The following is a 13,787-nucleotide window of genomic DNA, read 5'->3' as shown; positions in this document are numbered from 1 at the left end:
AAATTGTGCACGTCCTATTTTTGCAACGTAGCTTGTATAGGTTTTGAAATTACGCTGTTTTATAAGCTGCTCTAAAAAATCTCTTATTTTTTCATCAAGCTCCAAGAGGGCCATGCGAAATATGTCTCGCAGTGCATCTCGGACCGTGGCCATAGGCACAAAAATCAAACAAGCAGTAAGACTCGTCAAAATAAGGAGATCGATGTAGGGGGTAAAATATCCGTAGACCCCACCATGCAACAACGCGGCGATACCAAACGCCAAAAGGAGAGATGAGGAGATCAATCCAGACATTAGCCAACTTTGAATGTCTAATCGTAAGAATTCGGACTTGATTTTTCGGTTTGTTTTAATCAAGTAAAAATACATGCCCGTAGATAAAAAAAGACCAAAAGAGCAAACACAAATACCCAATCAAAATTCAACTCATGCCCACCAGACATTAAACGGCTCCGTTGCAAAAAAGAAAAGCTGTACAAAAAAGCAATTTCTGAATAGATCTCAGCCGTAAATTCCAAATTGTTCATTAATAAAAGAGCTCTCAGTTCGGTTACCATACATCCAAATATTGAACTGACCTTTTTTAAACATACGCATGATTTCAAACCCCCTGATGGTTGCACAAGCAGTTTCCATGGATTGAAATCCCCTGACGGGATTGATGAGACGCTTAAGCTTTCCGTGGTCTGCTTCCAGTCGGTTATTGCGGTATTTTATCTGCAGATGACTTACGTCAGAAGCCAGACTTCCCTCTGTTTCAATTCTTTAATGGCCTGGCCATAGGCTGGATTTTTATCGGTATTGATGACACTGACATCACAGGTGGCATTAGACCTGATGAGCTTTTTGAGGAAGCGTTTCGCAGCCTTTGTATTCCGGCGATGGGAAAGATAAAAATCAATCGTATTTCCTAGTTCATCAATGGCACGATACAGGTATTTCCATTCACCTTTTATCCTGATATAGGTTTCATCAAGATGCCAACGTCTAGCATAACGTTTCTTATGCCAGTCAAGGCGTTTTTTTAATTCAGGAGCATAATGCTGAACCCAGCGGTACAAGGTTGTATGGTCAATTTCCAAGCCCCGCTCCGCCATCATTTCTTCCAGATCACGATAGCTGATTCCATATTTACAGTACCAGCGAACACACTGTAAAATCACTTCACCATGAAAATGACGCCATTTAAAGGCTGTAGGTTTCGTTGAGCGCATTTAGGATCCCGTCCAATAGTTTTATTTGAAGTATAAACTATCGTTCGTTTTTGCAACGGAGCCAGTGCGGCTGCTAAAAATCATATATTTCGAGTACATCTAAATTTATTATAATCGGAAGCGACTTTATTTCAGGCTTAGTTATTAATCACCCGCAAACTTTGAAGTCAAATGGGGTGCTTAGCAATGTGTCCGATTTTCCGGGGCAAGATCAATTTGATGGGTAATCTTGGTCCAATAAACTGTTTTAATTAAATTAAGTTTAATTAAAAGCGATTACTGTCTGAATCTCCCATCGTTATATTTTAGAGAGAATAATATGTATAAATTTAATAGATACTCATGGTTATTATCTATACTCTTCCTTATTACATCCCTGAGAATGACATTCAAGTCTCAATCTGATTCGCTCAAGGGAATTATGATTACTGCCCCTTTAATTATTTTGTTAATTATTTGGTCAGAAATAAAATTTCCTAAGGGAAAAAAAATTATAAGTTCAAATTATTATAATTGGGATTTTTTCATTTTGACATATACCTTTGCTATAGGTGGACTTCTGACATTAATTTTACAATTTAGAATATCTGAATTTATGGATTTATGGCCATTATACTTATATTTCATAACGATTTTAGGCATAGCTTTCGCTTTTGTTTATTCATTAGTCGCGTTGCCTTTAAACAGACATAAAAGATACACTTTTTTTTATAGCGCAATACTAATCTTTTTTTTCTTACTATTTAGTCTTCTTAATAACTTGTTTCCAAAACAGCCAAATGAACTTTTATTTTACATATCATTAGTTAGTCTATTAGGAATTCATATGGTATTTATTTTATATAAATATACAAAAGGCCATATTAGTGAGTAATCTTTATGGAAAAACTGAGTGCTCATTTATAAATAAATTAAAACGAGGAAGCCAATATAATTGGCCTCCTTAATGAGGGTTACATTCCCATGTCTTTCATTAATCCAAAGTAATAAGGCGCTGTAATGCTTCTATGAAAATCTTCGGGATGTGCTTTAATACCCTTTTGGGTATATTTTCCACGCACTTCTTTTAAATATTTGATTACTATTTGCTTATACTCTGGTTCTATAACGCTTTTACCAGTATGGTTAAAACTTAAAGTCATCGGGCCAAAAAAGTAGCTATCTAAATCTGCATTATTTTCTTTACGTAATTCATTCACTATAGATCTAAGATAGATGCCTTGTAATTCTTTGGACTTATAGATTAACGTGTATTTGAGCATAATTGAAGAATAATGGTTAATTGATTTAAGTCGTTTATTAATCTTTTCTTGTTGAGCAATAATTTCTTCGGGTGAGTGAGTATCAATGTAACCCCTTAATGCATCATCGGCCATTCGTGGAGTTAATGTTTTAACATCAAGGAGTTCAGAAAAGAAAGATTTCAATAGAGGCTGTACATTATTCATATACGATTGAACAGATTGATGACGCTGATTATAAAGCATAAGATCTTGAACAATTGTATTCTCAACTTCAATATTATCAGTTTCATTATAAAGTGTTAACAATTTAGGAACCAAGTCTGGTTCAGCGTCATCAGCAATTAACCTATCAATCATTACACTTCGTTTTTCTTCATTTAAATTCGGATTACTTGCATGTTGTAATTGTATCGTTGATGGCGAAGTTACATAGTTTATGGGTGGCGCATCCATCATCATCTGAAAATCCTCCCTCGACAATTCACTAAGCTCTTCAGCAGAGACATCTTCTAATGTCTTAGTGTAAGAATGATTTTTATTTTCTGAGTCGTTTATTTTAAAGTTATAGTATGGGACGTTATTAAATAATACACTTGGAAGCCATATAGAGCCTGGAATAAGATTCCATCCTTGACTAAAGAATGCCCACCAAACATAGGTGTCACACCGCCAGGTACCGCACTCTAGAGCAATACCTTTTTCTGGAATTCCTCTACCGATATAGTACTTCGTATCCGATGTGTATTTAGGGCACCACCAACGCTGATGATTTGCTTCTAAAAGAGCCTGCTACCCTCTTTCCCCTCCGTCTGAAACACCCCATTTAGCCTCCCAAAAATTTGTTCTAGAGATAAAATTTCCCATTGTATTAATCTGGCCAACAGGTTCCTCTTTAAGCACCTCAATAACTAATAAGCTACCTGATTCATTCCTGAAGAACTGTTCATTGGTGCTGTGGTAATGCCTACATGACCAAAGCTTTTCCCAATAGGCATATCTAGATCGCGACCAACAATTTCTGCAGGGAATATTTTTTTTGCATATATTGAAGGGGGGAATACAAATGCAGCTAAAGCGATGCATATACTTAATGAGTTCGAATATGATTTTTTCATTGATAGATTCCTTTTTATTCCATTTTAAACATTTAAAGGTGTTAGATAACCTTAAGGGTGTGTAAGAAAGAACATTCCATAACGTGTAGGTGTAATAGTGTAAACTATATCAATTAGTTTTCTATCAAAAGTCTGGGACTTTCGTAAAAGATGAATTGGAGAAACTCGGTAATTTAATGATGAAGGCCACTTATGTGGTCTCCGATAAGATGAAGAGCATCTATTGGAATGTTATTTAAACGCGGTAATTAACTGGGGTACACTAAGCATGATTGAATGTAAAAAACTGGTATTATAGGGGTGTTGAAGTCCATTGAGGATTTGCGCAACTACGAGAAAGCTCATTTAATATGCCATAATCTGCATCTTTATCAATATGCCAGAAGACAGATTCTCCAGCGCCTGCGGTATGCGTCATGATTTCATTTGGATTCAATCCTGTTTGTTGTTCCAGCAATCCTTCTAAAATAAAGATGGAATCTCTGAGTGGGGTTAATTCCATATAGCGCTGGTTTATCAGTATCGCCAGTCAAATAATATTCTAAATGAGTGTTTAATTATAGAAATGAAGATATATCAAAAGTTTAGTTGACGATGCCTGGCGAGATTATGGATGGCATCAAATTAATTATGATAGTTTTAAGGGCCGGATGGTTTTTCAGATTCCTCAAGATTGTTAAATACACTTATTTTGGAAGCAGCCGTGGAAAAAAACAAAGGATACATCCCTGTTGTATAGGATCTACGATCTAGTTCTTTATTTGAAACACAAGACCCATAGGTGAATGATGACGATTTCTCTAAAATTAATTTTTATAAAAACTCTAAATACTCCTCTCTATTTATAATTGGATTCTCTTGATGTATAAGTGGGTTTTTTGTTTGTATTTCGATTTCAAGTTTTTCTTGTGCCATTAAATCATCATCCTTAAGCAATCGATACCATCACGGTCTAGAGATAGAATTACTGAATTTGAAAAGGCCCTATTTTTGATGAAATTTATGATTTTTGCAAGGAGTTTGATGAAGTGAAATTCTCTTAACATTTAAAGCCATTCATTATAATCTAACTCTTATTTTCCAAACAAATAGGGTGAACTTGGCCGACTACCTACCTTTCGGGGCGAGTCAGGGTACCTGTAAATTTGACCAGTTTGATTTTCAAAATGGTACTTTAGATCTTATCACGCCTAGGTTTCTTGGCTTTTTATTCAAATCTAAAACATACTCCCCAAATCACTTAAGATGTTTAGTCATGGGGCTCATGTAACTCACTATCTTCTTTAGTTATTTTATACCCTTCTTCTTCCACAGAACCCATATTAGTCCCAAATTTAATGTTTGAAAGCTTTTCGTTTGAATTGATCCTGACACATTGCTTCATATGAGATAATATCATTGAGTTCATTAAACAATTTCAAAGTATGCCAACCGCATGAAAATGATGGTATAACGGCCAATTCTTCTAAATTAGAACTATTTTCGCTTTTTACAACGATTGCCGTTAGAGTTTATTAGTTAATTCCATCCCTTATTTTTTCACTGACGCCTCTAAGCAGGTTTTTAATTGCTGTTGCAATGTTGATAATGTAATGACCTGGAAAGGTAAATTTATGAGTTTATTAAACTACTATCGATAATTTACCTTCTATGTTAGGAAAAAATCCCCGAAGGGCTAATAAGGATTAAAAGTTTTTTTGTGTGGAATTCAAGTTTTGCTTCATAATAACCATAAAATTCCCATCAATTAAATTTGATGAGTAATAAATTTCCTATGAGGTTGTGATGAAAGCTAAATTTTTTTCAAGTCTTCCGAGTGAAACTCAAGAGATTGTCTACTCATATCTTCCATTAAAAGATATCGACGAGCGTATACGTTCCAATGTTATCAAACGTGAACTGAAAAAAGCTGCGATTAATGCACTATTCTCTCGGCAAGATGAACTTGCGATTCATTATCAATCTCAATTACTAGGAGAATGGTGTCATGTATCAATTACCTCATTTCAAGATATTATTTCAAATAATTGGTGTTCAATATTGCGTACCTCATTAGATAAACCATCATCCAACATGGCTCATCGAACTCTTGGATTAGCATTTTTAAGTGCCTTGAAAGGAAATTCTGCATTAATTACTCCGAAAATATTCGAGGAGTTTGTGCTGAAATTAAAGGATAAAAATAGGGAGGTTCGTATCGCAGCTATGAATGTTATTTATTCATTTGCTGGGCTGCTCAATGAAATACAGTATGAAGTACTTATTAAAATACTCATCTCACTACATAAAAGATACAATTACGATGAAAATATAGCTGTGCAAAATGCGCTTGTTACACTGGCTCAGAACGCGAATGAGACGCAACGCGATAAGCTAGTCAACCATTTTACCCCAATGCTTGATGGTGGTGACGATGATCTTCGTCGATATGGCGTAAAAGAGGTCTTTGTGGCGCTGGCTGTGAATGCAAATGAAGCACAACGTGAAGTACTCATTAATCTGTTCACCTCAAGGCTTTATTCTAAGGCCCGGGTTGAAACTCGCAGCTGTACTGAAACAGAAGTCCTCGCAGCATTAGCCCAGAATGCTAAGGGAGCTCAATGTGAAATGCTCATTAAGGTATTTAAGTTAAGACTACATCTTTCCGATGTTAATGCACAACGTGAAGTAGTCAAAGCCCTTGTTGCCCTGGCATCAAATGCTCAATTTCCACAATTTAAAGAACTCATTGAGGTGCTGATACCTCAATTTAATAATGGCAACTATACAGGGGATGGTGCTTCAAAAAAAATCCTTGTCTCAATAGCATCGAACGCGGAGGGCGCAAAACGTAAAACTTTCATTGAAGTTCTTGTATCAAAACTTAATGATGGTAATGATTCCGAGTGTAATGCTGCAAAAAATCTCCTTATTACACTTGCAACGAATGCCAATAAAAAACAATACGATGCACTAGAAATACTTCTCACAACAGGGCTTGATAATAAGAACTTGCAAGCACGTCATATTGCAACAAGAACTCTTGTCGCATTGATTCAAAATGTAACTGCAACGCAACGTGATATGCTCATAGAAGAGTTTATACCCATATTAGGTGATGAGGATTCAAACATTCGTTCTGTTGTTATAGGTGCCCTTGGCGCACTAGCTCTAAATGCCACGGTAGCACAAAGCAGCGCACTCATCTTTTTACTTACTCCAAGCATTCGTAGCAAATGCAAGAATGAACGCTTGATTGCAATAAACGCTTTTACCATACTAGCTTCGAATGCTAATGTCGTGCAATGCGAATTACTCATGGAACTGTTTCTTCCAATACTAAATGATAACAATGATGAAATATGTGGTGCTGCAACAAATATTCTTGCTACTATAGCTCCGAATGTCAGTGAAGCACAACGAGACGTACTCATTCGAATATTCACTCACAAATTTAATCAAGGAGGAACAAGGGCTCAGTCTCGAGCAATGCATGTTATCATTGAATTAGCTCCGAATGCCAATGAGACGCAACGTGAAACCCTCTTTCAAGCACTTGTTCCAAAGTTATCTGAAGGTGACTTCTTTATAAATATTCTTAGCGTGCATGCTCTTGCTGCTCTTGCTCCGAATGCTAGTAAAGCACAACGTGAAACGCTTATGCAGCTATTTGCCTCAAAGTTTGATAATGAAAGCGGAATAATTTATGTGTTTGAGGCACTGGCTCATAATGCCAATGACATAGAACGCGAAACACTCATGAAACTGCTTACCCCAATGATTTGTAAAAGCAAATATGATATTTATGGAACTGAAGAGTGTAATGTATTAGCAGCAATAAAAATTTTTGATGTTCTGGTACCGCATGTGAATGAAACAGAAGCAAATACCTTTCTATCTAGACTCCTTCTGGCTGTTGATGATAAAGAAAGTAATATATTTTTCAGTGAGGCGCTCTTACGTGTGGCGACTATGATGCTCTATGCTACTGAGGATACAAAGGAACTGGAAGAATGGATTGTTGCAAAACTAAATCAACCAATACTGAATTCATCGCATAAAACCCGAGCAATATTAACTCTAGCAAGTGCATTGATCTTAAAAAAAGGCTCTGAATATCTAAAGCAAACTAATCTTTTATTGTCTGCAGAGGGTATTGCTTTAAAAATTCTAATAGAGTTTCATAGTACACTTGCAATAGATAACAAACCCTCCCAAACAATATTGCAAATAAATGGCTCTACACCAAATAAGGGGGCTCTTTAATCAAGTTAGTCCAGCCTAGCTATTTGATTTCGCGATCAAATTGGAGATAAATTAAGGAATCACTCTTTAGCACCCGATACTATTACCTATTAATGGTCCAATGGTCGTTAATTTAGATTCATATGGTACTCCTACTGGCAAAGCATGGCTTGTGCGTGATTTCTTAGTTCACCATTGGGAGCAACATATCTATATAAAGTAGCTCTAGTTACTCCTAGTTCCTTACACAATTCGCTGATAACAGTATCTTTATTACTCATCGCTGCTTGAGCTAATCTGTGCCTTTGTTAGAGCAAATTTACGACCACCTTTTTTTCTTCTTTGTCATAAATTAGCAGACATATAAAATTGATAGTCATTCTGCATCTACTAAATCGATTTTTTATACATAATAGACACCACTGTCCATTAATCGATATGGTAGACACTTTTGTTAGCGGTTCACCACCCAATCTTCATAAGTTAATGCAAACCGAAAATGATCGGCCCACTGGTTGTTTATTTTAAGGTATCGTTGAGAAAACCCCTCTTTAATAAATCCATTGCGCGTTACTAATAATATTGATGGCGTGTTAACTGGCTGTATATTAGCTTCAATCCGGTGAAGCTTTAATTCCATAAATATCTTTTCAAGCACAAGTTTCAATGCCACACTCATCAAGCCTCTTCCGGCAAATTTCTGATTTGCGCAATAGCCTAAATAAGCGCTTTGAAAACATCCGCGTATAATTCCGCTTATATTAAAAACTCCTACTAGATCATCATCTTTAAATGCCAAATAGGTCTTGTTCATTTCAGATTGAGACGTGTCAAAATATTTATCAAAACTTTCATCTGTTTTCGGACTATCAATAAGAGGACGATGAAAGTGTTCGCTTTCAACCATGGCGTTGATGAAAACTTCTTTATCCGAATAAAGTAATTCTCTCACGACCATGGAAAACTCCTGAAATATTTTGGGGGTCTACATTGACCTCTGGCCGGGATCTTTGTAAAAAAGGGTCATGTTAATATTAGACCCTGATGGAATTCGCTGTTGATCTAGGTAATTTTTTCTGCAGAATAACCAATCTCTATTATAGAAACGCGGAAGGAGAAAATCGGACGTTAATAGAAAATAAAAAGTTAAGGTAGACCTACCGTGTAGAAGGCATAATTTGATTGAAATTTGTTCATGACCATTTTTTACAAAGATCCCGGCCAGAGGTCAACATATGATTTAAATGATAGGTTTTATCAAAAGTGGTTACACTGGACAGAAGCTTTTAAAATGGGCATGCAGAATCATTATATTCAGTGGGTATGAAACGATTTGTACAACTATAATTTTGTCTTGTTATTTGGGTCGACTTAAACATGATAATAGAAAGCTTCCATCACAAAATGCCTTTGAAATTTTATTTTTCTTAGAATTAGTTAACCAATTGATATTAAATATATTAACATTAGATAGACTGCAACATTTAAAGTGATGGCAATGTCTAAGACCTTTATTCTACAAAGGTTTAACAGGTGAGTCAGGACAAACCAGTGCTATCTGGATAAACCCCCTCTAAATAAAATACAGTCTAGACCAAAAGTTAACTTGACGGTGCCAACTAATCATATTACTACCGCCCTTGGTATTGATGGCACCGATTGTAAACCCGCCCTTATTTTTTTGCGACAAAGCCTATCAATATATTCCCGACCAATCCTTGGACCTCAAGAGATAACATGGATAAACGCGTTTTAGGATTTCATAATATTTTAGATCCGCAAGCTTAACAACGGGGCTTCAATTCCACATCATCAACTATAGACAACATCTCCGAATTATCCGCAACATCTATGGCAGAGACCTCTACACTACCAGTTTCTTGTGCACTTTCCTGTGGAGGCAGCGAATTATCGACCTCTTTGGCGCGAGAGAAAAAAGTAATATCGGAAAAATCCTGGCATCGCTTGGGTAAAAATGGCTTACCTGGATTATTTTTTTCTAAAGAAACCAAGACCTCTTCCTGATTAGACGGTGACATTATTTGATCACCAGAAAAACGGCTCTGTTTCTCACTTAAAAAATTGTCCATCCTGTTTATAACAACATCAAAATGATTGAGCAATTCGCTCCAGATAGACCTGCATGCTACATATTCTTCAACTTGTTGGTATTCTGATTCTGTGGTATTCAGTTGCTGCGTAGCATCGTTATGTACTTTTGCCCACCAAATAATAATACAGCCTATCGCCATAGCAGATAAGCAGACCAATACAGGCTCTAGCACAATACTAAAAAGACAAGACACTATAAATGCAGCAATGTGGTCAATAGTAACGGACTCTTGAAACATCACAAAAAGTAACAATAGGGTAAAACCACCAAATGCAGAATACCAATGTAGGGTACTTATCATAGCCAAGGAAATGATTATTCTTAATATATTCAATAGAAGATTATATGTTTGTTGATTTTTAAGCTGATTAAGCACAATATGAACATCGGGTACTTTATGTTCATATACCCCTCTGGACTTATCAAGAATTGTTCGATAGGACTCTAAATACGCTTTAATCTTTTGATTATTTTCCGTGATCTCCGAAAGCCACACATTTAAGATTGGCTCATGCTCCCTAAAATCGGGATTTAATTTTAATTTTAATAGTTCGGCATAAAATCGCTCTTGCTGAAAAAACGTAATATTTAAAATATCTAGCGTAAGATAATTAATAAAATCTATGGGGAGTGCATGATGAGGAACCCGATTAGCCTCAATATAAGCTTTTATTTCTGCAATTTCTGCATCATAGCGCTTTAATTTATCATAAAAAACAGCCATATCCCTACGCCAGGATTCTGCAAAAGATTTAATCTCACTATTATCTGAACGCATTAATTCAGGAAAGGAATCATGATAAAGCGCGGTGTTAAGAGATATTAATAACGAAATACAATTTAAAACCTTCGCATCATAAAGTGGAGATTTTTTCGTCTTTGCCACCTCAGCCAATAACTGTTTCAGAGTTACTTTTTGGGGTTTCTCAGCAGAAGAACGCACATAAAAAAATTGATCCTTCGAATTTGTAACACCAGGGGGAAGTCTTTCAAGATCATCTAAACGATAAAAACCTCTATCAACACCTCTTACAAAATGAGGGGTTAACGACGCTATTGTCTTTTTTGACGTGTCTTCGGTACTCATGTCGATGACATGGTCTCGTTGTAAACGAGAACGAAACTCATACAGTTCCTGTCCACTAGCAAATCGTAAGGACTTATAAGGCATAACAATCTTTCTTGAAAAAACCAAGCTGCCATTATACATAAAGAACAAATAAAGTTCATTATTATCGATGCATTTTCACTTTGTTCTTAGGCAGAAGAATCGAGCCAATGGCCTCCCCATTAATCCATTCGGGACCTGGTGTACGTCGCCCCTATTTTCGGACAACATTAGTTCCCATTTGAAAAATGTAGTTGTCATTTATTGTCGTTTCACATACTATCTCATTCAATTTAATGCCAAGATTACCGTAATTTCATCTCAATAGTTCCGTCGGCATCGTCAAGTTAACTTTTGTTAACGCAAGAAAGAATGCTTGGTAAATTTTAGGTGCAAAGAATCTGGGCTGCCGCTGATTGCCAAATTTCTTTAACCCTCTGAAATTGAATTCGTTGCTGCAGTGCAGAGTTGGTATAGCGTCCAACGGTGGCTGCGAAGGGATTTCTGGTTTTTCCCATCAAAGCCAGGACGTTCTGAGCGCCGGCTGCTGATTTAAAGTGGATGAGCGATTTTTCTTTTCTTCGCGTGGGCTGGTGGGCATTTTCTACCCGATTATTGAGCCCTTTATGCGAACGATGCTCCACTCCTTTACCCATCTGGCGAATGGGTTTCGTGTAGCTCCTGAGCTTGTCCGTTACAATCACCCGGGCCTTGGGGTAGGCGTTCAGTAGACGAGACAGGAAACGAATAGCCGCCTTTTTATTACGTCGCTTTTGCAGAAACACATCCAGCTCATAACCCTTCATCCACAGCGCGCCATAAATAATATATAGCTCCACGAATGCGTAGTTGCTGCTCATCCAAGTGCCATTTATCCGATGCTCTTGGTGCTCGCTTCTTAATGACGCTCTTAAAGTGAGGCCCAAATTTAATACACCATTGACGTATCGTTTCATAGCTGACATCGATACCACGATAAAGCAAGCGCTCCGATACATCCCGGTAGCTGTCATTGAATCGATGGTAACTCCATACCACAATGCTGATTAACTCTAATGAATAGCGGTATCTTTTCGGTTTCCTTTCTAGCATCGCGTTCTTCCTGTAAATAAATTACAGTCTAGCTCAAAGTTAAATTGACGCTGCCATCCGCTACAATAAAACCATCATCATGACTAACTTCTGCAAGTATTAATGTCATAATATTAAGTTGTTAAATGGCAAAACCATAATGAGTACCATCTGGCAGCTCCACATCTAGGCGCAATTTTCCTCCAGTTGCTTCAACATAACGCTTTAAAGATGATAATTTCAGATCACGTCCAGGTTTTTCCATCTCCGCGACTGTGGGTTGTTTTATACCAAGAACATTTGCCATATCTACCTGAGTTTTTTTGACTAACTCACGAAGTTCAGACAAATGAATATTAAGTAGCATTTCTTCTGCTTTCTCTTCAGCCTTTTTAACTACATCTGGTTTCTCTACTGCAAGAATTTGTTCAAGAGTTCTCGACATAATAATTACTCCTTATTCGACATTTTCAAATGAGCTGTAAACTCACGATCAGCTATTGGGATCATCTCTTCATAAAATCGTTTATCATTTCCCGTTTTATTGCCAGCACACAATAAAATACCTTTCCGTTTTGGATCAAAGGCAAAGAATGCACGAATAGGTTCTCCCTGACTTTGGACTCTTAACTCCTTCATATTGCTATGACAAGAGCCTTTGACCGTATCTGCATAAGGTCTTGATAACATAGGTCCCTTCTCTCGCAATACGATCATTGATGCCAATACATTAGCTCGATCTATATCATCTAAAGAATCAAACCAGATATCAAAGGTGTCTGTCGTTTCTATGAGCCACATGCTCTCTCCTTTTATTATAGGTTATATCCTATATAGATTCAAACCTATAGTCAATGATATGGGAAATAAAATGGAGGTTTTTATGAACTTTTTAAACGACTCACCCAGGCTGTAACTTTTCTAAGTCGATGTGAGCAGATTGCCCAAGTGGATGTCAACTAAAAATTGTCGCGGTGTGATTTACCACGGAGTTTGGCTCGCTTAAGTTAAATTATTTGATGCAGGCATCCAACGATATAAAGTCGGTACAGATATACCAAGATTTGGTGCAACATCCTTAGGCAGCGTGCCAGACGCAAGGGCTGGAAATTTATGCATGACCAATTTCTACAGATGCGCAAAAGTCGCCTTTTTTCACTTTTTTTGGATATTTATCGAAAATTCATTGGCAACACGTCTATATTTAAAAGTATCTATGAGACTAGTCAATGGGGGCACAATGAAAAAATTATTAAAAAAGTTTTTTAATAAAAAGCGCCGTACAAATACTGATCTTAAAGAAAAAATAAATTATTTAATTGAAACAGATAGAAAAGATTCCGCGTCGGATGTGTAATAAAAGGCTCTGTCGAAAATAGAATATACGTCACACCCCAAATAAAATTCCTCGGCTCTTTCGAGTTGGTATATTTTTTTTGGATGTACTTCTTTATTAAATCCAGTTTTCATTTGCAGTAAAAGCTATGGTTAGCCACCGTCTTGGGGAGTCTTCTCCAATAGCCAATGCGATTTCATTACGAATTTCATCCAAGGTTTCAATGCTTGAAATTGGAAAATTCATGGGTAGTACTATATGTATTTCAATAAATTGTGCACGTCCTATTTTTGCAACGTAGCTTGTATAGGTTTTGAAATTACGCTGTTTTATAAGCTGCTCTAAAAAATCTCTTATTTTTT

At 36.7% G+C, this 13,787-nt stretch carries 10 protein-coding genes and 4 pseudogenes; 1 reads left to right on the top strand and 13 read right to left on the bottom strand.

Translation table 11 applies throughout. From position 1 onward, the window contains the following. The 5 genes and pseudogenes from E1P08_RS16695 to E1P08_RS16680 form a co-directional block, all read right to left on the bottom strand. A pseudogene (locus E1P08_RS16695) lies at positions 1-446 on the bottom strand (cation efflux transmembrane domain-containing protein); the annotation flags it as partial. A 55-nt stretch (positions 447-501) separates the two neighbouring features. Continuing rightward, positions 502-1,214 (bottom strand): annotated as a pseudogene (locus E1P08_RS16690) (IS6 family transposase). Positions 1,215-2,167: 953 nt separating this feature from the next. Further along, complete coding sequence (locus E1P08_RS17575) at positions 2,168-2,917, bottom strand: hypothetical protein (RefSeq protein ID WP_242602511.1); 750 nt, start codon at positions 2,915-2,917, stop codon at positions 2,168-2,170. Between the two features lie 449 nt (positions 2,918-3,366). Next, positions 3,367-3,573: a hypothetical protein gene (locus E1P08_RS17570; protein WP_242602510.1), complete on the bottom strand. Its 207-nt coding sequence runs from the start codon at positions 3,571-3,573 to the stop codon at positions 3,367-3,369. 310 nt (positions 3,574-3,883) lie between these two features. After that, positions 3,884-4,060: pseudogene (locus E1P08_RS16680) on the bottom strand (hypothetical protein); the annotation flags it as partial. Between the two features lie 1,298 nt (positions 4,061-5,358). On the opposite strand from E1P08_RS16680, the gene E1P08_RS16675 reads away from it, so the two are divergent. Beyond that, entirely contained in the window at positions 5,359-7,818 is a 2,460-nt protein-coding gene (locus tag E1P08_RS16675; RefSeq protein ID WP_133138083.1) for a hypothetical protein, read from the top strand. A gap of 131 nt (positions 7,819-7,949) precedes the next feature. Here the strand turns inward: E1P08_RS16675 and E1P08_RS16670 are convergent, their stop codons facing one another. The 8 genes and pseudogenes from E1P08_RS16670 to E1P08_RS16635 all read right to left on the bottom strand — a co-directional run. Beyond that, positions 7,950-8,078: a helix-turn-helix domain-containing protein gene (locus E1P08_RS16670; protein WP_242602509.1), complete on the bottom strand. Its 129-nt coding sequence runs from the start codon at positions 8,076-8,078 to the stop codon at positions 7,950-7,952. A 173-nt stretch (positions 8,079-8,251) separates the two neighbouring features. Beyond that, a complete protein-coding gene (locus E1P08_RS16665; protein ID WP_133138082.1) occupies positions 8,252-8,755 on the bottom strand; it encodes a GNAT family N-acetyltransferase in 504 nt (167 codons plus the stop codon). 826 nt (positions 8,756-9,581) lie between these two features. Next, positions 9,582-11,081, bottom strand: a complete 1,500-nt coding sequence (locus E1P08_RS16660) for a hypothetical protein (RefSeq protein WP_133138081.1) — start codon at positions 11,079-11,081, stop codon at positions 9,582-9,584. A 323-nt stretch (positions 11,082-11,404) separates the two neighbouring features. Beyond that, positions 11,405-11,878 (bottom strand): DDE-type integrase/transposase/recombinase, encoded by a 474-nt coding sequence (locus E1P08_RS16655; RefSeq protein ID WP_207387387.1) that lies wholly within the window; start codon positions 11,876-11,878, stop codon positions 11,405-11,407. Then, positions 11,811-12,110, bottom strand: coding sequence for an IS6 family transposase (locus E1P08_RS17385; protein ID WP_207387363.1), 300 nt, complete (start codon positions 12,108-12,110; stop codon positions 11,811-11,813). The genes E1P08_RS16655 and E1P08_RS17385 overlap by 68 nt, the downstream gene beginning before the upstream one ends. A 121-nt stretch (positions 12,111-12,231) precedes the next feature. After that, on the bottom strand, positions 12,232-12,534 hold the full coding sequence (locus tag E1P08_RS16650; protein ID WP_133138080.1) for a helix-turn-helix domain-containing protein: 303 nt from the start codon (positions 12,532-12,534) through the stop codon (positions 12,232-12,234). Positions 12,535-12,539: 5 nt separating this feature from the next. Then, positions 12,540-12,890 carry a type II toxin-antitoxin system RelE/ParE family toxin gene (locus E1P08_RS16645; protein WP_133138079.1) on the bottom strand — a complete coding sequence of 117 codons (351 nt, stop codon included), beginning with the start codon at positions 12,888-12,890 and terminating at the stop codon, positions 12,540-12,542. Positions 12,891-13,542: 652 nt separating this feature from the next. Then, positions 13,543-13,787 (bottom strand): annotated as a pseudogene (locus tag E1P08_RS16635) (cation diffusion facilitator family transporter); the annotation flags it as partial.

Source organism: Legionella rowbothamii (assembly GCF_900639985.1).
GTDB classification, from domain to species: Bacteria; Pseudomonadota; Gammaproteobacteria; order Legionellales; family Legionellaceae; genus Legionella; species Legionella rowbothamii.
Note: the sequence above shows the minus strand (reverse complement) of the source record. Positions and strands in the feature narration are given on the sequence as shown.